The sequence below is a fragment of the Fibrella aquatica genome (assembly GCF_041321135.1).
GTDB classification, from domain to species: Bacteria; Bacteroidota; Bacteroidia; order Cytophagales; family Spirosomataceae; genus Fibrella; species Fibrella aquatica.
The window spans coordinates 449,809-471,947 of record NZ_JBGGWF010000001.1 but is presented as its reverse complement, the minus strand read 5'-3'; the positions used below and the strand labels follow the sequence as shown (position 1 = coordinate 471,947).

Here is a 22,139-nt window from a genome sequence, read left to right as displayed (position 1 = left end):
ATTTCATCCGCCATAATAATGAAGTAGGGTCAAGCTAAGGGCCAAACTTACTAACAAGTAAGCAATTAGTGCTGTAGCGCCGAAGCTCCAGCTTCGGTAGTCTGAGACTGAAGCCACTGCTTCCACTACCGAAGCTGGAGCTTCAGTGCTACAATACGCTTTACCTTTGCGGTATGACTACACTTTCTCAACGCGACCAGGCCGTTATTTGGCATCCCTTTACGCAAATGCAAACCGCCCCTGCTCCTATTGCCGTTGTTCGGGGCGAAGGATCGGTGCTTTACACAGAAGATGGACGCGAGCTACTCGATATGATTTCGTCGTGGTGGGTGAACCTGCACGGTCATGCCCACCCCTACATTGCTGAGCGCGTAGCGGACCAATTACGCACGCTGGAACATACTATTTTCGCCGGTTTTACGCACGAGCCCGCCGTTCAGTTGGCCGAGCGGCTGTTGCCAATCTTACCCTCCAACCAACGCCGGATTTTCTATTCCGATAACGGGTCTACGGCCGTTGAAGTGGCCTTGAAAATGGCGTTTCAGTATTGGCATAACATCGGAAAACCACGGCTAAAAGTGGTTGCGTTCGAGGATGCCTACCACGGTGATACCTTCGGTGCCATGGCCGTCAGCGGCCGTAGTGCTTTTACCGCCCCTTTTTCCCCGTTTCTTTTCGATGTAACGTACCTGCCCGCCCCCGTTCCCGGTCGCGAAGCCGAGGTGCTGGAGCTGGCACGCACGTTATTCACCGACGAAGTAGCCGCCTTCATTGTTGAACCGCTGGTGCAGGGAGCAGGCGGAATGAACATGTACGAACCCGACGTGCTCGACCAACTCTTCACCATGGCACGTACCCACGGAACATTACTTATCGCCGACGAAGTGATGACGGGATTCGGCCGAACGGGGAAACTCTTTGCCAGTCACTACCTCACCGAAAAACCCGACATGATGTGCCTGTCGAAAGGGCTCACCGGCGGCACCATGGCCTTGAGCATTACGACCTGCACAGACGCCATTTACAATGCGTTTCTATCGACCGATAAGATGAAGACGCTCTTCCATGGGCACTCCTTTACCGCCAATCCTGTTGCCTGCTCCGCCTCGCTCGCCAGCCTCGACTTACTACTGACCGACGAACGACAAGCTGACATTCAGCGAATTGCCGCTCAGCACACGGCCTTTACCGATCGCTTGCATCAGTCGCCGGTGGTCGGGAACATCCGGCAGCGGGGTACGTTGCTAGCATTTGACCTGATCACGAGTGGCCAAACTTCGTACTTCAACAACATCCGGGATGTGGCCTACAATTTCCTGCTGGAAAAAGGCGTGCTGATGCGTCCGTTGGGCAACGTGCTGTACTTTATGCCGCCCTACTGCACCACCAACGAGCAATTGCAGGTAGCCTATGACGCAGTGTTGGCGTTGTTGAAGAAGCTGGAAGGTTAATTGGGGGTTTTGTGCTTTAAGTAAGTTGCTGACGTTGCAAGTTGCTTAAAGCACAACGTACCTACCGCTGCTTTTCAATCGTATCGACCAGGATACGGAACCAGACGGTAAACGTGTCGGGGGCGGTGGCCATCTCGTGCAGCAACGCTTCGCGGCTAACCCAGCGAACGGCCATGACTTCGGCGGCGTTGAAAGGAATTTCACCGTCATACGTACCGGTAAAAACGTGATCGAATTCGTGTTCGGTCAGGCCATTGGGCAATGAGGCGTGATAGATAAAACTGAACGACGGCGATAACTCCGTACGGAATCCCATCTCTTCGTCGAGTCGCTGTTCGGCCTGCTGCAACGTACCGTCGGGTTGAGTAGGATGACCGCAGCAGGCATTCGACCACAGGCCGCCCGAATGATATTTCTCCAGCGCCCGCTGCTGCAACAGGTAATCGCCCCGATCATTATAGATTAGCACAGAAAAGGCTCGGTGCAAGACACCATCATGGTGAACCTGCATTTTCTCGGCCGTACCGATAATCTCGTCCTGCTCAGTAACGAGCAGCAAATCAGGGGATAACGTACCTACAGAAATCATGCAATGTGGCTGTATGAAGTGACTATCAGCGAAGGTAATATGCACGGTAAACGGACGCAACTCGGGATATGTCGATGACTGTATCCCGGCTTGTACTCGCTGTTACGCATTCCAGTTGAAAGGCTGTACTTTTGCGACCATAAAACCGTCAACATGTCGCTGAAGCAAGTTCCGTTAGACGCCGTACACCGGGCGTTGGGTGCCAAAATTGTTCCATTCGCGGGCTACGAAATGCCCGTTCGTTATAGCTCCGATCTCGACGAGCATCACACCGTTCGCAATGCCGTGGGTATGTTCGATGTCTCGCACATGGGCGAGTTCATGCTGAAAGGCCCCGGTGCCCTCGACCTCATTCAGCGCGTATCGGCCAACGATGCCAGCGTGTTGTTCGACGGAAAAGTACAGTACTCCTACCTTCCCAACGACCGGGGCGGCGTCATCGACGATTTGCTAGTCTACCGGATTTCGGCCCTCGAATACATGCTCGTGGTTAACGCCTCGAACATCGAGAAAGACTGGAACTGGATAAACCAGTATGCCTCTGAGTATGAGGTGGAGTTGACAAACATATCTGACGATATGTGCCTCTTCGCCATTCAGGGGCCACTAGCCGCCAAAGCGCTGCAACCGCTGACCAACGCCCTGCTCGACTCGATGTCGTATTACACCTTCGAGAAGACCGATTTCGCGGGCATGGCCAATGTTATTGTGTCGGCTACAGGCTACACCGGCGCGGGTGGTTTTGAGATTTACGTATCCAATCACCAAGCCGAAACCGTCTGGAACGCGATCATGGAAGCGGGTGCGCCACACGGCATTAAGCCTATTGGCCTCGGTGCCCGCGATACCCTCCGCCTCGAATCGGGTTTCTGCTTATATGGCAATGACATTACCGACGAAACATCACCGCTGGAAGCAGGCTTGGGTTGGGTCACCAAATTCTCGCACGACTTTGTCAATTCAGCAGCTTTGAAAGCGCAAAAAGAGGCCGGACTAACCCGCAAACTGGTTGGTTTCAGCATGATCGACCGGGGTATTCCACGCGGCCATTACTCGCTCTGCACGGCAGACGGAACGGTTGTTGGCGAAGTTACCTCGGGCACTCAATCGCCCACGCTTGGCAAAGGCATCGGCATGGGCTACGTACCCACCGAACTAAGCAAACCCGGCACCGAAATCTTCGTCAGCGTCCGCGAAAAGCTACTCAAAGCTGAGGTTGTTAAACTTCCATTCTTGAAAAAATAAAAAAGGTTTTTGACAGGATTTACATGATTAACAGGATTTGTCTTTGCTCTAGATAAAGTGTAAAATCCTGTTAATCATGTAAATCCTGTCAAAAAATCTTTATCTCTAATGAAACAAATTGACGTTTGCTTAACCCCGGACTTGCTGCACCTGCACACCATCGACAACACGATTGTGGTGGTAGCCGATGTGTTCCGGGCCACTTCCTGCATGGTTACGGCCTTTGCTTATGGTGTGGGAAGCATTATTCCAGTGGCTACCGTCGAGGAATGCCGGGCCCTGCAACAACGGGGCTATCTGGCCGCTGCCGAACGCAATGCCCAGACCGTTGAGGGATTCGATCTCGACAATTCGCCATTCAGTTATATGGACGACCGCCTGCAGGGAACCGATATCGCCATGACGACTACCAACGGTACCCTGGCCATCACCAAATCGCGGTCGGCGGTGAAAGTGCTCGTTGGCTCCTTCCTGAACCTCGACGCCATTGCCAAGTACCTACGTACCCAGAGTTACGACATCATGGTGCTGTGCGCAGGCTGGAAAGGTCGGCCAAACCTGGAAGATACGCTCTTTGCCGGTGCCCTGGCCCATCGCCTTCGCGACGATTATTCGATGAACGAAGATGGTGCCCTGATGGCACACCGCCTTTATTGCGACGGGAAAGATAACTTGATCGGTTACCTGTCCAACGCGTCGCACCTCCGTCGCCTGCAACGCCTCGGCATTCAGAAAGATATTGCCTACTGCCTGCAACACGACCTCTACGATGTAGTCCCTGTACTACGCGGCAGTTCACTGGTCAAAATGGACGTTTAAATACAGTTTCGTGTTTGATGTTCAGCGTTTGATTTTGTGTTGCTTCTTCCAATCTGGTGAGTTAGCAAAGCGACATCAAACGCTGAACATCAAACACGAAATTTGACGAATTTATGACTTTCACTAATATCACTACCCTTTTGCAGGAGCAGTTTACGGTTACGCCCGTTACTACTGGTCTGCAACCCCATCTGCTGGTAGAGGCTGATGAGTTGGTGAAGATCTGCCAATTTTTACGGAATGACGATCGGCTTTATTGCGATCTGCTGGCCTGCGTAACGGCAATCGATAACGGGCCAGAACTAAACACGATGGAGGTAGTTTACAACCTGACGTCGATTCCGTACCAACACGATCTGATGCTGAAACTGACCGTACCACGCCACAATCCCGACGATCCGCAACACCTGCCCAACGTACCCAGCCTGGCCGGTGTGTGGCGCACCGCCGACTGGCATGAACGTGAAGCGTTTGATCTGGTTGGCATTCGGTTTACCAGTCACCCCGACCTTCGGCGCATTCTGTTACCACTCGACTGGGAGGGCCATCCACTCCGCCGCGATTACCAGGAACCCGAACGCTACCACGGCATTTCAACGAAATAACAGAACAGTAAACAGTTATCAGTAAACAGTTATCAGCTCTGCGGGGTAAGTGTAAAGTAGCAAAGCTGTTTACTGATAACTGTTTACTGATAACTGATCACTGTTTACTGATAACTGACCCATGCTTCGCCTGCTTCACCTTTCTCTCCTGCTACTAACTACCGGTGTTTTTGCACAATCGGCGGTTGATTCGGTTATTGTTTCGGGACAGGTACGTCGGCTTTCGGCGCAGTTGTACCGGCAATCGCCAAACGTGCTTGTTACCCGGACCAACATTCTGCGCAATGGAGTAGAACAGGCATTTCCGGCTCCGCTTCAGCCCGATGGGACATTTCGGGTGGCGGTGCCAATCGTGTATCCGCAGGAAGAAATGCAGTTCGTTGTTGGCAACGCTACAACACCGTTTCTGGCGTCGGCCGGTAGTCTCACCATCAACCTCAACAATGATTCGCTGTATGTAGCCGCATTACCGTTTCAGTTTGGCGGTGTCAACGCGCAGGTAAATCAGCAGTTTGCTCAATACAAAGCATTTGAAGCGAAAAACAAGCCAAACGAATCAACCCAGAACAGGACATTCAAACGGGCGCTGAACGGTGATATTAATCAAACCTATTCAGCCCTTTATCAGGCATTTACAGCGCCATTTACCCAGTTTGCTGCCCAGCAATCTGTTTTTCCACTGGTGCAGGAATGGATACTTACCAACGCCCGCAACGATGCCGCCGCCTACGTATTTGATAAAGCCGTACAGGATTCGCATACGCTATCGGCCAGTTATTTTAAAGTGCTAACTACCGGCTCCGATGCACTGCTGACGCCTAGTAGGGCCATGGCCCTCAATCGATTTGGGACCTATGCGTCTATGCGCATCAACCAAAGCACGCCCAGCGGCGGGCGCGGCATTCGCATACGTACCCTGGCCCAGGTCATCGATCAATATGGCGTTGGCCTCACCGCCGATGACCGGCAACGACTAGCCGTTTTTAAGGAAACCAATACCGCCCGAACTGCCGACGTCCGCTACCTATCCAGGCTGCTCGAGCGCAACCCCGACACATTGTCGCGTCTGGTTGCCTACGAAAACGCGATACAGACTGCCCGACCCTTATTCGACAGCCTGTCGCTCGATTACCTGAAAGGATACACGCTGAACTCTACTATTTCCGAATCTACCCTCAATGCTGCGGCCTTGTTGGGCCAATATATTTATCCGCAGATTGGCAACACGTACCTGAAGCAGTCATTCAACCATATACTTAGTCAGGCCCTGCGCGATACGGCAGTGGTACGCAAAGCACGTACCGATTACCTGGCGCTGGAAAAACAGCCCGGCGTTAACAGCGGCTTCGTGAGCGAAGGTATTTACGTCACCACCGGCACCAATCGATATGGCACCGATGTGCTGAAGAAAGCCATTGACCAGAATCGGGGGCGCGTGATTTATGTGGTGCTGTGGAGTCCCACCAACGAAGAAGGCCGCCAGCTGGCCCGCGATGCCCAACGACTGCGCGACGTTTTTCCGGCCCGTGACTTCACGTTGTTGTACGTCAGCCTCAACGACGATGACGATAAACTATGGGTAGAATCGATGGTCAGAAATCGCCTCCGTGGCGAGCACATCCGCCTGTCGGAAACCCAAACCTACTCGGTAGTCTCTACGCTGAATCTGGAAGAGGCTTCACCCGTCAGGCTTATTTCTCCCCAGGGAAAGTTGCTTAAAAAAGGAGCGCTTACGCCCGATAAGTTCGATCAACTGGTGGATCAGATTCGGGCCCAGTTGCGTTAGTAAGCCTTCAATTTAGATTCCAGACGTTAATGTGCCGCGCTTTTGTCAGATTATCTAAATTGGTCGGGGCTTAGAACAAGCCCTTCCCGCCCACTATGGCCAGCCACGACCTACCGGATCTTTACGAACATTTTAAGGCAAAAAAGCCATTTACGAACGGCGCTGCGCTTTTTGGTGGCCAGAAGTTGATCCTGATATCGGAAGAAAGTCATCATTCTGGCGAAGTTATTGGGCAATGAAAAGCTTTTATAACTGTTGTTCAAGCGCCCCAGGACTTGTTTCTCTTCCTGTAGATCGGTGGGGCATTTATCGTAGAGCAACTGTATCCGTTCACGAATTTCGCGAAGCTTTTGCGCTTCATCTTTCTTTGGCCGGGGTCGGCGCACGCCATCGACCATACGGGTAATGCCAAACACATTGTTGGTATGCTGCCGGTAATCGACCAGCACTTGGGGCAAATAGCGAACCGGCTTTCGGAACGTAGCTACAAAGCACATCCAGTGATCGTGGGGAACAGTAATCGGAAACGGTAAGCTTCGATGCACCAGATCTCTGGCAATCAGCATGCCATGCCCCGATACCGTATTGCCGATTACGAAGGACAAGCAGCTGTCGAAGCTGATCAACTGACGCACATCCGAGAAGTTCTCGCCAATTGGTTCGCCTTTATCATCAATCAGGCGCGAGTCGGCATACACGATTTCCCGGTCGCCCATGGCCTCAGCCAGTGTTGTCAGCTTATCGAGGTGCCAGATATCGTCCTGGTCGCTCAGAGCAATCAGTTCGCCAGTGGCAAGCAGCATCCCCTTCTCGAAATTACGGATGTAGCCCAGATTCGTTTCGTTCACAAAAACCCGCATATTTGGATGCCGGGCAGCATACCGGTCAAGAATAGCCGTTGTTGAATCAGTAGATCGGTCATCTACCACAACGATTTCCAGGTTTGGGTACGTCTGTTGAAGAATACTGTCTAGTTGCGCTTCCAGAAAGCGCTCGCCGTTGTAGGTGGCCAACACAACTGAAACCAGAGGAAAATGCTGCATACCCGCAAAGGTACACACTCGGGTTAGAACAGCCCTTCTGAATCGGGGAAACGCAGTTTTCCGACTTATTGACCACTAAAGCGGCCCACTACCCGTTTCAGAATACTATCAACAGCACCAACCACAAAGGCGGTTTTGGGCATTGAGTAGATTACCTGCAAATCTTCGGTGAACGTTGTTTCTTCGTTCATAAACCGGAACAATACATTCGGGTCATTTTTGGTAAACAGGCGCGTAAAAATATCGGCGGCCGAGTGACGGTCGTGAATCAGTACGTTCAGAAAAACAATGTCCAGGGCGTGTTTCATCCAGCCACGGAAACCCGTTTTGGAGCGCGTGGGTTTGCCCGTACGAGCCAGATTCAGGACCAATTCGCTCAGATACTGCTGGGTACGCTGAAAGGTGTATCCGGTAGAGGGCTTGGTATAACCGCCCGACGTACCTATGCGAATCACGTGCGCAGCCGATGGCGTAACCGGTATTTCGTCTGACATCGGAATAACACCGCCTTCGGTTTCCCGGATGGTGTAGGCACCCGTATCCAGAAACTCACTGATGTAGTTCTTCAGGGCTATGGCATAATCCTGCTCGGTCAGCACCTGCTGACTAAACACGGTGTATTCGACCAGGGCCGTTCGCTGATCGAAAGGAAGCAGGTAAAAGAAACGGCAATCGTTCTGTTGCGACACCCGAAAATCCATGATACGCGGACAACTCGCGTCAAAACAGTCGCGCTCGGTGGTAATAACCCAGCCTCTGAAATGTTGCAGCAACTGTTGATTTCCGGGGCTGTGCGGTTTCAAGGGCGAGATGCTATCGAACACGTAGTTAGCAATAAATGTCTCTTCGCCTACCCGCACCGTTCCGCCGTCGGCCGTTTCATGAATCGCATCGACGGTGGCGTGCTTAATATCGATGTTGGGCAATCGGGTCAGTTGCTGGTAAGCGAACGTATAGAAGTCGATACCCCGCAGCATTTTGTACGAATACTGACTAACAGGCAACAGGCTCGACAACGTTTTGCTGTAGAACTCAATGGTTTTCCAGCTTCTGAATATGATTGACTCGAAGGGCCCGGAGCCTGTTTCCCAAAAGCACCAGGTGCGGTCGTTCTGGTTCTTAACTTCCCGATCAATCAGCAGAATTGATTTCGTGCGTAACGACGACTTGCTCAGGTAATAACACAAGCTGAGCCCCGCCATGCCGCCGCCCGCAATGATAATATCGTACCGCTTCATGGATAATCTGTCAGAGATGCTTTACCCTACACGATGTGTGTAGGTGAGTTATCAAACAGCCCGTCTCTGTTGAAGACGGGCTGTTTTAATGAGACAACGTTTGTTGCTGTTCTACACAGTAGCCGACGCCATCTTGGAAGCTCTTGACTCGTTCTGTGTTGATGTCATAGCTGCGTTATAAACGACCAGACCAAAACCGATTTTATTTACTGCATCGGCGATGTTGTAAATCAGGTCCAGGTTCAGGCCCATGCCAGCCAACAGGTTTCCGGGCATTGCCATGTAACCAATTGGGTAGATAGCCCAGCCTACAATGGCGAAGTTGCGCAGTAACCGGACCGCTTTACCCACTTCCGGGTTGGTCGATGCGTCGGCCACTTTCTTCACATCACCGGCTGTTGCTTCATAAATAACGCCCAGATAACCCAGCGTTGAAATGATACCCCACATGATGGTTTGATCTGGCCGGATTGCCTCACCGATATAGCCGGCTACCAGCATCACAACCGAGTAAAGAATCAGCTTGTAAAGAGTAGTTACTTTACCGCCGTAGGGCTTGATCAACAGGTAGAACTCCACGCACATCAGGGGCACGGTAAGCGTCCAGTCGATATAGCGGAATTCGGTTGGCGATGTTTTGGTGGTGAGCCATACATCACGCATGTAGAAGTAATGCACCGCCGCGATCATCGTGATCAATCCCGAGATTAGCAGAGACGTTTTCCATTTGCCATCGACCTGACTACGTTCCATGAAGAAGAACACAGAGGCGGCAAACATAGACATGTAGCCTGTGAAGAACGTGAACCCGATCACGTCGCCTGGCTGGAGTGCCTCCAGCAGAATAGAGGTAAGCTGATTAAACATAAAAGTACAGAATGTGGTGAATGAATTAGACTAATTGAACCATACCTTCCAAGAACCCCTTCTTGGAACACTACAATTAATTACTTAAATACAACTACACCAATTACCCTCCTTTTGTTTAATGATTTTAAAAATAAATTAAACAAATATTTTCAACAGAAGAAGCAAACCATAGAATATCTCGATTTACAACTACCTGAAAATCAATACTTAATTTAAAAAAAATTTCATAATACACTAATATTCAACTAGTTATTAACTATATTAAGTTTATGCATAACCCGTATATGAGGTAGCGTTATTGTTGAAAGAAGGATAAACAAAGTAGGTATAGGATCGAGGTTAGGTACGTAGGTATACCAAACGGCCGTACAAACACCCAGAAAAAAGAAGGCAGCGATGGTGAGCGGGAGTGCCTGCCACCACAAACGCCAGGCCGAATAGGCTGAATAAGCGGGCAATTTCAGGTAGGCCTGGATGCTGCCGAACGAGCTCAAGGCATGCCAGCCACCGAAATACAAGAGGAAAGCGGGCAGAAGAGGTAGCGGATAGGTAAGCAGTAGCACCACCCCCAACCGACCCAACCGCCACCCATTTATCAAGATTGGTCGATGACGAAATGCCACCCCTACGAGTAACAACGTTAAGCCGCACCAGCCCGCCAACACCAGCCCGGCCCGCTCCGATAGCACGTCCCATACGTGCATGGTGGCTGCGTTCTGTTGTACAATCCGGGCCACAATCGGCGTAGTTTCCGGAATATGAGTGAGTAAAATAAACGCTAGTACCAATCCACCCGCCATAAAACGGGCGGCCGACCAATAGGGGGTTTCGGGAGCATTTTCAAGGTCGGTCTCGCCAAAGTGCCAGGCCGATATACCCAGGAACAGCACCAGGCTCAGCACCGGCGCAACCAGCCATACAACGCCATAAGCGGCAATCAGCAACAGGTATTTCATGATGAAACGGCCCATAGAAAACGGTTGCTGCAACCGGGTACTATACTCCTGTTCAATGAGGTGATCGAGCGCTCCGTGTGGAATACCGGCGGCTAACAGCAGCATGATGCACACAATGAGTTGAGCCAACATCGGAATAGGACCCACCCAGTATTGATAGCCAACCAGTAGCATGCCCACCCCAATGGTTAGGTACGTGGGTGTTTTCAGAATAGCAGTACGAAGCATGGTGAGCAGAGTTGATAATAAACCTTATATGGTCTAAACACAGAAACCCGGCTAATCACCTGACCTGAGTAGTTTTTTTATCTGAAAAGGGAGAGGCAGACTAGCAACCACAAAAAAAGCCAGTCATTTCTGACTGACCTTGTTGAAGGCGAGATTCGAGTCGCAGCGGCGAACCGCCACCACCTATTGCACACCATCCAAGCACGATGGCATCAAAAAAGAAAAGCCAGTCATCATTGACTGGCTTTGGTCGGGAAGGCGGGATTCGAACCCACGACCTCTTGCACCCCATGCATAGTAGCTATATTTTCGAACAATTGCTTTTGTTGCTGATTATCAGCATATTTAGGCTCTTATTAGACGCTATTGTATTGGTTGTTTTTCAATATTACTGGTTGTTTTTAAGATTTGTTTTACCTAACGTCGCAACTGAACACTGGTTCATCCAACTCTTCTTATGGCAAGATCAACTCAGCACAAAGAAAGCCAAGCAACTGTTAAAATCGTTTATCGAACATCTAAAACACTGTCAGACGGGAGTCATCCATTCTGGGTTCGGATTACGAAAGACAGATATTCCAAGTATGTCGCAACACCCTACACACTTCTTCCTAAGTTCTGGAATAACAAACACACCTCTTATAGCCAGGCCATTCGCAAAAACTTAACTAAGGATATGATCCAAAGAAAGGATCTAGTTAAGGGCCTTGAAGCTTGGGAAGACAGATTTATTGAGGCTGCAAAAGAATTAGCCGATAATGACATACCTCATACTACAAACGATGTAGTCGAACGCGGCAGTGCAAAGCGACAGATCCAGCGTAAGTATACCGTTTTGCAGTATTTGAGTGAAAAAATAGATAGTATGCAGGAGTTAGGTAAACTGGGATATGCTAATGTGCATATTGATTTAAAAAACCAGCTCGTCCGTTTCTTGAGAGAGCAATCCCAAGGACGTAAGGACCTGCGCTTCGCTGATATTACAGTCAAGTTCTTAAATGACTTTGAACATTGGTTCTTAAAGCGAAACAATACTGGGACTAGCCTCTCGGTTCGTTTCCGTACTCTTCGCACGATATACAATCGGGCAATTGCTGAGGAAATCGTAGACGCTTCACATTATCCATTTGCACGTAATGTGGCTGAGACTAAAAAGTTCAGTATCGGCAAGTTCAACACTAAGACTCAAAAACGGGCAATAACTCGTCAAGAGATTACTCGCATTGAGGATTACAGGCCTGTTGGGACGGCAGTATCTACAGACTACAAGGGTATACGAAACCCCGGGGCGGCGGCTAAGATCAAAAATGCAGCCGATGTAGCTCGCTGGACTCGAGCTAAGCATATCTTCCTATTTTCTTTCAACGTAGCGGGTATCAACTTCGTCGATATGGCTCAGCTTCGTTGGTCTGATATTCGGCAGGATCCAGATGGTACTCACCGGATCAGTTATACTCGTCAGAAAACGGGTGGGTTCTTTAACATGAAGCTTAACGGCTCTGCTCTTGCAATCATTGATTTTTATCGGCCATTTACAAGTCACCAAGCGAGCAACTATGTTTTTGATCTACTGGATGGAGATATACATCAATCTCCTCAACAGATAAAGAACCGTCTTGGTAAGATGTTAAACCAAATAAATACCAGTTTGAAAGAAATTGGCGAGGAGCTTAATATTCAAACTAAACTAACCACTTATGTAAGCCGCCATTCATTTGCAACACACGCTACTACATTAGATTTAGGTATTGAAAAGGTTCGCCAGTTGATGGGGCACCAAACCGAAGCACAGACCCGAACATATATCTCGGAGCTTAGCTTCAATCATACAGACGATCTGTTAGACGCCTTGGTGTCAAAATCCAAATGACATCTCCATTACTCGAGACGTACAAGAACATGCGGGTTACCTTGTTAATTATTTACTTCAAAACGCATAAACGACGTGCCGACAAAACCGACAATAGAGATTTGTCGGTTTTGTCGGCACGTCGTTTATGCGTTTTGAAGTAAATGAGGGTGTATTCTATACCGAACAGCCTCAGGACGCCCCCATGGTTCCTGCCGAGAAGGAGGATCTTCGGCATATAACCAATTAGCCCTAATTAACTCATTTATCGAAGCATCAACCTCCGCTGTAGTCGTTAAATAGCTCCATCGCATACGTACCACATCACGTGTTTTAAAACCATCTGTCAGATTACCAGAGCGTATCTCCCGCAATATGCGATTTGCCCCAGCTATAGGAGCGGTCTCTAGTAACCCATAGATTCGGCGAGCATGGCTAGCCAGATAGTCGCACCATTGAGTAGCCATCCTAGCGGCCTCAGCGCTTATATGCTTTGATTGTTTTCCCTCATCCAAGCATTCGATGAGATGAAAAATTAAAGCTAAAGAAGGCATTAGACTGGAGTATTTAGAGAAATGCTCCTCCAATAGGCCTGATTCACCCGGAATAATATTAGTTTCTAAGTCAGTTAGCCATTCTCTAAATATTTCCTGCGCTACATCATCAAATCGTGTGTATGCAAAATTATTGTATTCGTCAGGCTGAAAACCCATAACGCTAATATCACTTTCGACCAGTTTTTGAATTAGATTGTACGCTTGATTACTGGCTGCTCTGTCTGGATATTCATCCGTGTATGCCCAAATGGGGCGGTCAGGTAACACAGCAACTTGTAGGCGCTGAACAAAACCATCATTTTCGCTGGTGGTAGCTGCCTGTAAATACGTTAGCAATTTTGCAGGCTGGATAGTCCCATAAAGAGCCAAGCAGACGTTTTCTATATAATGTCCTTTACGGCTAATCCGATCATCGCGGTTTGGTGTAGAACCGTCCCAAGCTGACAAATAGAATGCTCGATCTGCCTCGTGCCCCCTTCGGCTCCAACTAGCCAATAATCCTGTCAATTCATCTCTATAAACCAACAGACCAGCAAGGTTTTCGCTTAGAATCTCGCCTAGCTTTTCGACTGTAGCGTCATAAACGATTAACCGACGTTCAGCAGGTGGTTTTGCTGGCTCAGGGTAGGCAACCTGATTACTTACAGATTTACCGCGCAATAGGTCTGCCTGTTGTTGCTTGTACAACTTAAGCTGTTCCTCGGTGGCTATTCTTTCCGCCTCATAGCAGCTTACAGCTTCCTGATACTGTTGGTCCGCCTCTTTTTCAAGCCGAAACAGGGGCCTAAATACCTCCTTGACTGGAGGAGTTTTTTTAGCAGAAGGACGCCCTATGGCAGCTCCCCAGAGGTTAGGCACAACAATCCAATCATCCTTTTGCTTAGGTTTTATTGTTAGCCTGGTCCCTATTAAAGCTGAAATCATGACAATAGCCGCTGTTGCAGGGTAATCAGGCGGGCACTTCATCCTATCAGCGATATCAAACACCCACATTCGTAAAACAGAAGGTATCATATCCGGCTCTAAGGACGTTACAGGTAGCCATTCTTTCTGCAAAGGAAGAGGATTAGGCCAATCATCGGGCACCTGAACGACAGAAGAGGTTTCAGTGAGAAAAGGCACATAAGGTTCAATAGGCTTGTTACGACCATAATCAATCGAATCTCGTATAGTCCGCCGGGCCGCCTCAAAGTCGATGACATTCGGTTTAACTCTTATAGCTTCTTCAAGTGCCAGAACAGCCTCGTTTTCTTGAACTAATCCAGAAGCGATATATCCCCCAGCTAACTTGCCAGCTTTACAAAGTACATAGTGTTTTTGACCGTCAGGCGCGCGACGGATCATATCCAAGCTTCTATCAAGATACTGTGCCGGCGACCGAACTAGACCCACTGAAAAATCACGTTTATCAGCAGCCTTTACCTTTTGTACAAGAGGAGGATCATCAGTTAGGTATCGCTCCTCTAATGCCATTATTGTGCTGTCAGGATTGAAGTATATTCCTGGATCATGAGGAATGAAGCATAAGCGATCCACATTTTTACAACTGCTATCGAACTCGTACTCCTGGACTCTGTAATGATAAATATAGTAGTCGTGAATTTGCTGAAAAAATCGTTTATGGTCACCCGGATCTTTGTAGTCAATTTTAATGACAATTTTTAATCCATTTCCGGAAGGGCTGATAAAAAGTATATTTGTAAAGCTATCAGCTCTTAAAACTTCGCGTAATTCATGTAGCCTTCCAGGAGCGAGTTTATCAATGTCAACACAAATCAACTGACTATGCTGAAGGAGATCTGACGACTTCTTACCACCCAAAAAAGTACCGGACCAAGTAACCCCCCAAAACTGTCCAGGCTCTACTAGCCGCCCCTCTTCCCTGCGACCAGCCTTAACGTTTCTAGCTAACACCTCGTCTGTAATAGTTCGTAGATAGTCCGTCTGTTGCTTAAACTTGTCGGTACGTATCATATTCACAATATCTTCTGTTGCGAAGTTGCCCACAAATGACGCTGGGCTGACGTTTCTGAATACAGATAGTTCAGCCATTGTATTGTGTTTGAAAAAATTGTGGTGTACATACACTTAGGCCGACCGTAACCAAATAGGCAGAACGTTCATACCGTTTCCCATCCCAATACGCATCAGGAAAAATAAAAGGGATCGGTTCTGCAATACATGCAAACAAACATGTCTGTTTATTGCTGTACATCAGACGTAGTGTAAGTCTGTTGACTGCGCGTTTTTTGTGAACTGAGAAAATAGATGTCCACTCACGCGATTTCTCGCGAGTTTTTATAACTTTACGGTTCATAATTAGTGAGTTTAATGGACCGGATGTTGGCAGATATTCCGGTCCATTTTGTGTAATATCAGGACTTTAAGTTTCGCTTTGATGAACGGCTTGAGCGAACCGCTCTCTCAGGAAGATCTTGACTCTCTAACCACTCTAGTACAGTTTCTTTATTGTAGAGAAGCCGTTTTCCAATCTTTTTTGTGCCTGGAATCTCACCTCTAGAAGAGCGGATTCTCAAAGTACCTATAGGTATAGGAGCAACTAAACATAGCCATTTAAACGTCCCATAAGGCTCACTCATTGTCGAGCTTCTCTCTGCTAGTTTTTTGACTGTTGCTTTTAGCTCACCTATTTCACGAGTAAGATTAGTTACTGCTCCAGGCAGATCATTGAATGTCATTAGCTTTTGCATTGTGCTTGTTAGTTTAAATAACACAGTGCAACGATAAGTAGTGAAGGCTAATGAAAATTCACGATGGAATACATTAAATTATAATACACTTATAAACAAGAACTTATAAGATTACAGTTAGTAAATATTGTACCCTAAATGTATTCCAGAATGTATTCCAAATACTATCTGGAATACATTCTGAAATAACATTCTAGCATGGCTTCAGCTATCATCTTTAAACCTATTTCTTATCCACTCTAGACTATGCAATGCCTTTCATTATGTTCCTTAACGAGTCAAATTTCGTTTTTTCCCTTACACTAGGGTCAAACCTAATATCATAATCTATATTTTGGGAAATCCAGCGACAAAGTTGCGATTTATTTAATTTTATTTTTCGGTGTTTATCATTTTCAATTGCAGTAATAAAGGCAATACCAATTATTTTTACTGAAGTATGAATCCAAATACGTTTGCTAGTTACTTTACCCATCAGTATTAGGCTCAATGAATCATGTTCAGTCTCAGACCTTTTAGCTTGATCCACTACACTTTCGTTTTTGTTATAATAATCACTTATTAATCTGTTATCTTTTTCATCTACAAAGTGAGATAACTGTCCTAAAATATTATCTACCTCATCCTTAAAAAATACAAAACTATATCTGTTTTCTTTCTCGCCGTGTAAATTATCATCACTTTCATCAATATAATCATTAGATTCAGCATATCCGTCTTCTTCTACCGGTATAATACCTTCTGATGAAGCATTCAAATCACTTACATTCCTCCGTCCAAAAAGGTGTTCGATTAAATCGCTCGTCTTTACGGGAAACTCAATGTCCTTAAAAGAGTTAGGCCTTTCCTCATCACCTTCAAGAGGAAAATTTTCAATACGTATTATTTTAAAACCTCGTCTAAGATAATCTTTATCATCTTCTATCAAACCATCAATAAATAATTGTTCAAAATAATTCACATCCTGAAGTAAGTAAGATTCATAGCGCAATTTGTACTCTTTTTGTTGCTCAATAGAAATTTTTCCTATTTTATCAAATTCTAATTTTAAATATTCTTTAAAATATTTGCACTTATCTTCACCTAATATATCTAAATATTTGGACAATTCATTTAAGAAAATTTTTGTCAATTTTACCTGATCATACTTATTCTCAAGTAAAACTACCCAAAACTCACCAAATATATTCTCAAAATATCTCAAAGCAATATCAACAATTATCAATTCTGTACGTATGTATAAACTTGATTGTAATTGCTTATATAATGATCTAATGTATACGTTTTGTGATCTAATATACTCTCTGTTTCTATGAATATAAATTAGATTTTTATCTATATCAATCGAGTACCACTCTGTTAATACATGTGCGACTATTCCTATAATATTTCCTGAAATATCAATATCTGATTGAGAATATTGGTAGGGGGTATTGGGAACCTTTACATCTATCCCACCGTCTAATTCACCTATCATTATTTCTACAGCATTCAGTAATTCAAACCAAGGAAGGGTAGTCTGATACATATGTATCACCTCCTCTAATGACTGAAAGTTTAGCTCATTTACAAAAGTCCAATGGTTAATTTTAAACAATAAGTCGTCGGAACTTCGCTTCTTGGGCGGCTGGAAACTAATTGATACACTTTTATAAAGGTCAACCGCAAGACCCATCCTATTAACTTCAACTACGTTCGACTTTTCCCGGAACGGCAACCTTCGACTATTGATAGTATTAAGTATCTCCTTCCGCTGCCGAAGAAGTGTCTCACGCTTCTCTTCGACAGTACTCGTGAATCGTACTGTTAATGTTATGGATGACCAAATTTGATCTATCTCAGACTTTTCTTCGGAAGACGGCTGCAGAAGTAAGTAATAGATTCTCAAAAAATCAAACAGACAACAAACCTGATGTGTAAATCGGGCTTGGCTGCTTTCAAGCGAGGGCATCGCGCTTTCCTGAATAGCTAACTCTAAAATGTATGGTCTTCTCATAGATCTATTTTTAAATACCCCTCAATTTAATAATTAAATTATCACCTTGCGATAAATAGAAATAGATTCTTGAAGATTCATCAATTTGCTGCAGCTGTATTACTTTTCCAGCTAGTCCAATCATTAATTTAGTTATGACTTGAGTTAAATTGTATTATTTAATATCTAAATCCTGACTAACACTTGAATATATAATAAAACATATTTACCAAACTCACATAATACAAACTCTCTGTATCTATACACGATAAATAATAAACCTAAACCGGTTACAAGGCAGCAACGGATGTGAAAAATTTTTCACATCCGTTGCTGCCTTGTAACCGGTTTAGGTTTCAATTGGCTGTTTTTCTCAATTAGTTTAGCGTCATCTTTGCCATCAATTATTGTGGTCTTATGTGCCTCACTCAACCGCTTATAAAGCTTTGAACCACTAAATTCTTGACCTAGCGCACTTCCACTTACATTCCGGCCGTCCTTAACGAAGCGGACTCCCTTTATGGCACCTTCACTCTTTTTAGACGTTTTCCAAATCACCTCAATACCAACGGCAGCCAGGCTCTTTCTGAAATCTGATATCGTGTGGGCCTTCTGCAGTGCTGCCTCTACTAACTGCCGGACAGCATCAATCAGCTCATGACGCTTTTCAAGGTGAGGCCGCTTGATTTGATCTGGGCGATACACCTGCGTCTCGGCAACAGTTAGCCCCTCCTCTTCAGCAATTTTCTTCACAGCTTTTTTACTACGCATCTTGCTAAAGGACAGATCGATCGCCTTACCATCGAGCCCAATTTTGTTCATCAATAGATGAACGTGAGGATGATCCGTATCGCCGTGCTTGACGATGATCCACTGCGTGGTCTCTGGTTCTATCTTCATCTCGCGCATATACTTCAGACTCAGGTCAACCAGGCGCTGGTCGCTTAGTTTATGAATGTCCTGTGCCGAAAACGCGAGAGGAATGTGTAGTCCTGCCCGTTTGATATCAGGATTAAGCTGGGCGTGCCGCTCAAAATCAGCAGCAATCTGAGCTGCTGTCCCCATACGCACTCCATTGGCCTCCAGGAGTTCTGCCTTCTTGTCAACATCTCCGTAGCCTTCCTTAACATATCTGGCGGTAGATGAAATACTTTTTACGCCAATAATTTTAGCGACCATGATTTTTATCTAGGTGTTTGTTACGCTTCTGCTGTGTGTATTCGTCCAGTAAGTCCATTAGTTGTCCATAGAGTTTTTCTAACTGCCGGGCTACAACATCATACTCAATATCCTTCGCCATCTTGGTAAGCCGAGCCAGGTTGTTACTCATGTCAGCAATTTGAGTCAATATCCGCTCCTGCTCTACACTCATAAGCGGTCGGTTCGTTTGCATCATGAGGCGTACGAAGCCCGCGATCGAGCCATGCTCACGCTTGGGTCGTGCTGTCGGCTTTGCCGATCTGAACACCTTCTTATCATTAGCTTCGTGCCCAGCTAACGTTTTAAAATAATTATACTCGGTAGCTGTCAAAGCCAGCGTCACTTTGTGCACGCGTTTTTTATCGGCGGGTAACGTGGGCCGTCCTCGACAGCCCTCAACTAAAAAATCGCCTTCTATTTCCTTTTTCATTTTTATTTTCAGATAAATCTCAAATTAATAGCAAGGCTTAAAGACATCTTGCCCATTATTTTCGTGTGTAGTGTTAGCCGAGAATTAGCCAGTTGTTGAATTATTTTTTAAGGTCTGCCAATAATTAGCCAAGATTCTGCCAACATACTGCCAAGAATATTTTTTCTACTCATTTCTGCTTGAATTATGCCATAAAACTGCTTATTTTTATCCACTTAATCGATCATAACTACTTAAATTTTTTTATATGGTAATCACGAAGGAAGACGTGCAGCATGCTTTCAGAAACAAAAGAACTAAACGAAGAAAGCTACTTTATTGCTATTATCAGGATTTGTTTCTATCTCCCTTACCTGCTGTTACAATAGCTCAGAAGATTAGTCTCGATTTAGACTTGGGTTTGGATGTAAAGATTGATACCAATCTTATCTATCACACTAAACAAACTATAAAGAGAGAAGCGGCAAAGAGTCAAAAGCCGCCTATTCTTTCTGATTCAATAACGCCTCATACACTCACTACTAAACAAGCAGTAAACAAAAACAAAACGCCTATTCAATTACCAGACACTGGCACCGTCATTCCCACTGAAAACAAGTACATTAACTACAATTAAATCGAATCACTCATGAAAGAATTTCATTTTATTCTTCAGGCTAAAGGCGGTGTTGGAAAGTCTTATTTTGCCTATTTACAAGCTCTAAGGCTGGAAAACGAACCGGGTGCCTTATTTATCGACATCGATAACTCGACCCGTACCACTACCAGACAATTAGCTTTTTTGAAAAAGCAAAAAAGGGTCGCTAATATCTCACTTTTCAACGAGCGTGATAAGCAAGATCGGCAACGTCTGCCCGCTATTCTGGTAGAACTTGCAACAGAGCCTTTTAATAAGTACTACCTGGATTTTGGCGCGCCGGAATCAGAACAATTTCCAGCCATGCTGAGGCAGGACTTTTCGGCACAACTGCTACAGACTGTAGAACAGCATATTCAGGCTAAATTTATTTTCCACTGCATAATTGCAGGCAACACGGCCTTTAAATCGTGCATGGAATACCTTGTCGAATTGGCCAATCAACTTTATAATATCTTCCCGATCGAGGTCCAGCTTAATGAGTTTTCAGTGACAGGTCAATCTGGCGAATCAGAAAAGGAACAACGGGCTATTTTGGCCAATCTCTGCAAGCAACATTCGCTGCCCTTAAAATCGTTTGGCCGTATAGATCCTACCGATGCGCCAGGGCGGAACATTGTCCATTATGCCCAAACAGGTAAAGGCCTGAGCGAATTTGGATTCATCGAGGGGCTCATGATGAAGCAGGAATTAGAGAAAATGTAGCTGTATGGAGAAGCTAGGAACACGCGAGGTAGATACAGCCCGTTTCAAACTCAAAGAAAGGTATGGCGTAGATATGGGGGATACAGGCACTGTGCTGGTATTGGCTCATAACAGCGAATTGGCCGAGTCTAAAAAAGCCATACATCAGGCTACCGAGCGAATTAACCAGAGCACTACAGCGCTGCAAACAAATGAACCACGAGCCGCTTTTTGGTTCGGCGTCGGCCGATCATCTCCCTGGTGCCTGGTTTGTTTGGTTGCAGTCATCGCAACGATATTCTTTTACTATAAGTCAGACAAGTATCAACAGGAAGCAGACTATGTTAAGAAAATCCACCTTTACACTAATGTCATGCGGTATGGGAAACTGGTAGACGGCGAATATGAAAAAGCTGAAGATCTTTCAAATGGAGCTTATCTCAAACTATCTGCCCCTAAAAGCACAACCGACGCTGAAGCCGGAAAGCACTTCATCAGAAGCAAAAATGGGCAGGTCGTTTATGTACCGCTTTCCTTTTAATTATAATGACCATTCCGCCAAACGCCGTTGCCAGCGTTCCCAATCAGGCATAAGCTGAGTTTGCAGGGTGTAGAAAGCGCGGTTATGATGTGGTACGATCAAATGGGCGAGTTAATGCCAGATAATGTATTCGATGCACGCTTTGGGCGTCTTAATTAAGTCCGGATTGAGCCGGACAATGCCGCTGGGACTACAACTACCCCAGCGGTTTTTCATTTTCACCCACTTCAACACGATCCGGTCTTTCAGCAACTCGTTTCCCGGAAGTTTACCTAAACAGACATCAAAAAGTGGTGTGATCAGCGTGGTGGCTCGTTGGCGATACCAATCGTTTAGTTGCCGAGCGATCAACTCAGCATTATGACGATCCGGCGTCGTCACAGTCAACCAGCCCGCCTTCAGGCGAACATTAGTTGCTCCCTCGTCAACGCGCAACCGGTACTGGCGCCCCAGGTAGTAATGAGTTTCACCAGATACATAGCGCCGGGCAGTTTGGCGCTCAGTACCTATTTGCCGGAACCGCTCTTGCTGGCGGAGAATCCAGGCTGCTCGCTGGTAAACCCGTTGCTGAATAACCCATTCTGCCGTTTGTTCGGGAACCATAACCCGAACATCTCCCTCTGGCGTTACGGTAATAGAAAGCGTTTTGCGGGCCTGATAGCTAATCGAATAGGCAATCGTTGCAGACCCGTAACGTACCTGACTTTCTGTACTGTCAACCATCT

19 protein-coding genes and 1 pseudogene are annotated in these 22,139 nt (G+C 46.4%); 9 read left to right on the top strand and 11 right to left on the bottom strand.

The features are described from left to right. Nucleotides 1-173 precede the first annotated feature (173 nt). On the top strand, nucleotides 174-1,451 hold the full coding sequence (gene bioA, locus ACAW87_RS01630) for an adenosylmethionine--8-amino-7-oxononanoate transaminase (protein ID WP_370721400.1): 1,278 nt from the start codon (nucleotides 174-176) through the stop codon (nucleotides 1,449-1,451). Nucleotides 1,452-1,512: 61 nt separating this feature from the next. On the opposite strand, the gene idi is transcribed toward bioA, so the two are convergent. Further along, entirely contained in the window at nucleotides 1,513-2,085 is a 573-nt protein-coding gene (gene idi / locus ACAW87_RS01625; RefSeq protein ID WP_370721399.1) for an isopentenyl-diphosphate Delta-isomerase, read from the bottom strand. A gap of 108 nt (nucleotides 2,086-2,193) precedes the next feature. Between idi and gcvT the strand changes: the two genes are divergently transcribed. From gcvT to ACAW87_RS01605, 4 genes are all read left to right on the top strand, one after another. Beyond that, complete coding sequence (gcvT, locus tag ACAW87_RS01620; protein WP_370721398.1) at nucleotides 2,194-3,285, top strand: glycine cleavage system aminomethyltransferase GcvT; 1,092 nt, start codon at nucleotides 2,194-2,196, stop codon at nucleotides 3,283-3,285. Between the two features lie 108 nt (nucleotides 3,286-3,393). Continuing rightward, the gene (locus tag ACAW87_RS01615) at nucleotides 3,394-4,104 is read left to right on the top strand and encodes a 2-phosphosulfolactate phosphatase (protein ID WP_370721397.1); all 711 of its coding nucleotides are present in this window, start codon (nucleotides 3,394-3,396) and stop codon (nucleotides 4,102-4,104) included. 113 nt (nucleotides 4,105-4,217) lie between these two features. Then, nucleotides 4,218-4,709: an NADH-quinone oxidoreductase subunit C gene (locus ACAW87_RS01610; RefSeq protein ID WP_370721396.1), complete on the top strand. Its 492-nt coding sequence runs from the start codon at nucleotides 4,218-4,220 to the stop codon at nucleotides 4,707-4,709. Nucleotides 4,710-4,830: 121 nt separating this feature from the next. Continuing rightward, entirely contained in the window at nucleotides 4,831-6,495 is a 1,665-nt protein-coding gene (locus ACAW87_RS01605; RefSeq protein WP_370721395.1) for a hypothetical protein, read from the top strand. Between the two features lie 110 nt (nucleotides 6,496-6,605). Here ACAW87_RS01605 and ACAW87_RS01600 read toward each other — a convergent pair whose 3' ends face one another. The 4 genes from ACAW87_RS01600 to ACAW87_RS01585 all read right to left on the bottom strand — a co-directional run bounded on the left by ACAW87_RS01600 (nucleotide 6,606) and on the right by ACAW87_RS01585 (nucleotide 10,830). Then, nucleotides 6,606-7,538 carry a glycosyltransferase family 2 protein gene (locus ACAW87_RS01600; RefSeq protein WP_370721394.1) on the bottom strand — a complete coding sequence of 311 codons (933 nt, stop codon included), beginning with the start codon at nucleotides 7,536-7,538 and terminating at the stop codon, nucleotides 6,606-6,608. Nucleotides 7,539-7,603: 65 nt separating this feature from the next. After that, nucleotides 7,604-8,776: a lycopene cyclase family protein gene (locus ACAW87_RS01595; RefSeq protein WP_370721393.1), complete on the bottom strand. Its 1,173-nt coding sequence runs from the start codon at nucleotides 8,774-8,776 to the stop codon at nucleotides 7,604-7,606. A gap of 111 nt (nucleotides 8,777-8,887) precedes the next feature. Next, nucleotides 8,888-9,643: a bacteriorhodopsin-like gene (locus ACAW87_RS01590; RefSeq protein WP_370721392.1), complete on the bottom strand. Its 756-nt coding sequence runs from the start codon at nucleotides 9,641-9,643 to the stop codon at nucleotides 8,888-8,890. A gap of 248 nt (nucleotides 9,644-9,891) precedes the next feature. Further along, nucleotides 9,892-10,830, bottom strand: a complete 939-nt coding sequence (locus ACAW87_RS01585) for a Brp/Blh family beta-carotene 15,15'-dioxygenase (protein WP_370721391.1) — start codon at nucleotides 10,828-10,830, stop codon at nucleotides 9,892-9,894. A 457-nt stretch (nucleotides 10,831-11,287) separates the two neighbouring features. On the opposite strand from ACAW87_RS01585, the gene ACAW87_RS01580 reads away from it, so the two are divergent. Then, nucleotides 11,288-12,700 carry a site-specific integrase gene (locus tag ACAW87_RS01580; protein ID WP_370721390.1) on the top strand — a complete coding sequence of 471 codons (1,413 nt, stop codon included), beginning with the start codon at nucleotides 11,288-11,290 and terminating at the stop codon, nucleotides 12,698-12,700. Nucleotides 12,701-12,825: 125 nt separating this feature from the next. On the opposite strand, the gene ACAW87_RS01575 is transcribed toward ACAW87_RS01580, so the two are convergent. From ACAW87_RS01575 to ACAW87_RS01555, 5 genes are all read right to left on the bottom strand, one after another. Further along, nucleotides 12,826-15,288, bottom strand: a complete 2,463-nt coding sequence (locus ACAW87_RS01575; RefSeq protein ID WP_370721389.1) for a DUF3987 domain-containing protein — start codon at nucleotides 15,286-15,288, stop codon at nucleotides 12,826-12,828. A 323-nt stretch (nucleotides 15,289-15,611) separates the two neighbouring features. Beyond that, nucleotides 15,612-15,947, bottom strand: coding sequence for a hypothetical protein (locus tag ACAW87_RS01570; protein WP_370721388.1), 336 nt, complete (start codon nucleotides 15,945-15,947; stop codon nucleotides 15,612-15,614). Nucleotides 15,948-16,191: 244 nt separating this feature from the next. Beyond that, nucleotides 16,192-17,475, bottom strand: coding sequence for a hypothetical protein (locus tag ACAW87_RS01565; protein WP_370721387.1), 1,284 nt, complete (start codon nucleotides 17,473-17,475; stop codon nucleotides 16,192-16,194). 768 nt (nucleotides 17,476-18,243) lie between these two features. Then, a complete protein-coding gene (locus tag ACAW87_RS01560) occupies nucleotides 18,244-19,101 on the bottom strand; it encodes a relaxase/mobilization nuclease domain-containing protein (RefSeq protein ID WP_370721386.1) in 858 nt (285 codons plus the stop codon). Then, on the bottom strand, nucleotides 19,091-19,552 hold the full coding sequence (locus ACAW87_RS01555) for a hypothetical protein (protein WP_370721385.1): 462 nt from the start codon (nucleotides 19,550-19,552) through the stop codon (nucleotides 19,091-19,093). The genes ACAW87_RS01560 and ACAW87_RS01555 overlap by 11 nt, the downstream gene beginning before the upstream one ends. A gap of 247 nt (nucleotides 19,553-19,799) precedes the next feature. Between ACAW87_RS01555 and ACAW87_RS01550 the strand changes: the two genes are divergently transcribed. Genes ACAW87_RS01550 through ACAW87_RS01540 form a run of 3 tightly spaced genes read left to right on the top strand, consistent with a single transcriptional unit; the run spans nucleotide 19,800 to nucleotide 21,414 of the window. Beyond that, nucleotides 19,800-20,168 carry a hypothetical protein gene (locus ACAW87_RS01550; RefSeq protein ID WP_370721384.1) on the top strand — a complete coding sequence of 123 codons (369 nt, stop codon included), beginning with the start codon at nucleotides 19,800-19,802 and terminating at the stop codon, nucleotides 20,166-20,168. A gap of 12 nt (nucleotides 20,169-20,180) precedes the next feature. Continuing rightward, nucleotides 20,181-20,894 carry a P-loop NTPase family protein gene (locus tag ACAW87_RS01545; protein ID WP_370721383.1) on the top strand — a complete coding sequence of 238 codons (714 nt, stop codon included), beginning with the start codon at nucleotides 20,181-20,183 and terminating at the stop codon, nucleotides 20,892-20,894. A 4-nt stretch (nucleotides 20,895-20,898) separates the two neighbouring features. After that, complete coding sequence (locus tag ACAW87_RS01540; RefSeq protein WP_370721382.1) at nucleotides 20,899-21,414, top strand: hypothetical protein; 516 nt, start codon at nucleotides 20,899-20,901, stop codon at nucleotides 21,412-21,414. Here ACAW87_RS01540 and ACAW87_RS01535 read toward each other — a convergent pair. Next, nucleotides 21,415-22,137, bottom strand: a pseudogene (locus ACAW87_RS01535) (M48 family metallopeptidase). Nucleotides 22,138-22,139 lie beyond the last annotated feature (2 nt).

Coding starts and splice junctions, on each gene's coding strand:
- ACAW87_RS01580 (WP_370721390.1), top strand. CDS start 11,288: ATGGCAAGATCAACTCAGCACAAAGAAAGCCAAGCAACTGTTAAAATC.
- ACAW87_RS01545 (WP_370721383.1), top strand. CDS start 20,181: ATGAAAGAATTTCATTTTATTCTTCAGGCTAAAGGCGGTGTTGGAAAG.
- ACAW87_RS01560 (WP_370721386.1), bottom strand. CDS start 19,101: ATGGTCGCTAAAATTATTGGCGTAAAAAGTATTTCATCTACCGCCAGA.
- ACAW87_RS01585 (WP_370721391.1), bottom strand. CDS start 10,830: ATGCTTCGTACTGCTATTCTGAAAACACCCACGTACCTAACCATTGGG.
- ACAW87_RS01540 (WP_370721382.1), top strand. CDS start 20,899: ATGGAGAAGCTAGGAACACGCGAGGTAGATACAGCCCGTTTCAAACTC.
- ACAW87_RS01550 (WP_370721384.1), top strand. CDS start 19,800: ATGGTAATCACGAAGGAAGACGTGCAGCATGCTTTCAGAAACAAAAGA.
- ACAW87_RS01555 (WP_370721385.1), bottom strand. CDS start 19,552: ATGAAAAAGGAAATAGAAGGCGATTTTTTAGTTGAGGGCTGTCGAGGA.
- ACAW87_RS01615 (WP_370721397.1), top strand. CDS start 3,394: ATGAAACAAATTGACGTTTGCTTAACCCCGGACTTGCTGCACCTGCAC.
- gcvT (WP_370721398.1), top strand. CDS start 2,194: ATGTCGCTGAAGCAAGTTCCGTTAGACGCCGTACACCGGGCGTTGGGT.
- ACAW87_RS01595 (WP_370721393.1), bottom strand. CDS start 8,776: ATGAAGCGGTACGATATTATCATTGCGGGCGGCGGCATGGCGGGGCTC.
- ACAW87_RS01565 (WP_370721387.1), bottom strand. CDS start 17,475: ATGTATCAGACTACCCTTCCTTGGTTTGAATTACTGAATGCTGTAGAA.
- ACAW87_RS01575 (WP_370721389.1), bottom strand. CDS start 15,288: ATGGCTGAACTATCTGTATTCAGAAACGTCAGCCCAGCGTCATTTGTG.
- ACAW87_RS01605 (WP_370721395.1), top strand. CDS start 4,831: ATGCTTCGCCTGCTTCACCTTTCTCTCCTGCTACTAACTACCGGTGTT.
- ACAW87_RS01570 (WP_370721388.1), bottom strand. CDS start 15,947: ATGCAAAAGCTAATGACATTCAATGATCTGCCTGGAGCAGTAACTAAT.
- ACAW87_RS01590 (WP_370721392.1), bottom strand. CDS start 9,643: ATGTTTAATCAGCTTACCTCTATTCTGCTGGAGGCACTCCAGCCAGGC.
- bioA (WP_370721400.1), top strand. CDS start 174: ATGACTACACTTTCTCAACGCGACCAGGCCGTTATTTGGCATCCCTTT.
- ACAW87_RS01600 (WP_370721394.1), bottom strand. CDS start 7,538: ATGCAGCATTTTCCTCTGGTTTCAGTTGTGTTGGCCACCTACAACGGC.
- ACAW87_RS01610 (WP_370721396.1), top strand. CDS start 4,218: ATGACTTTCACTAATATCACTACCCTTTTGCAGGAGCAGTTTACGGTT.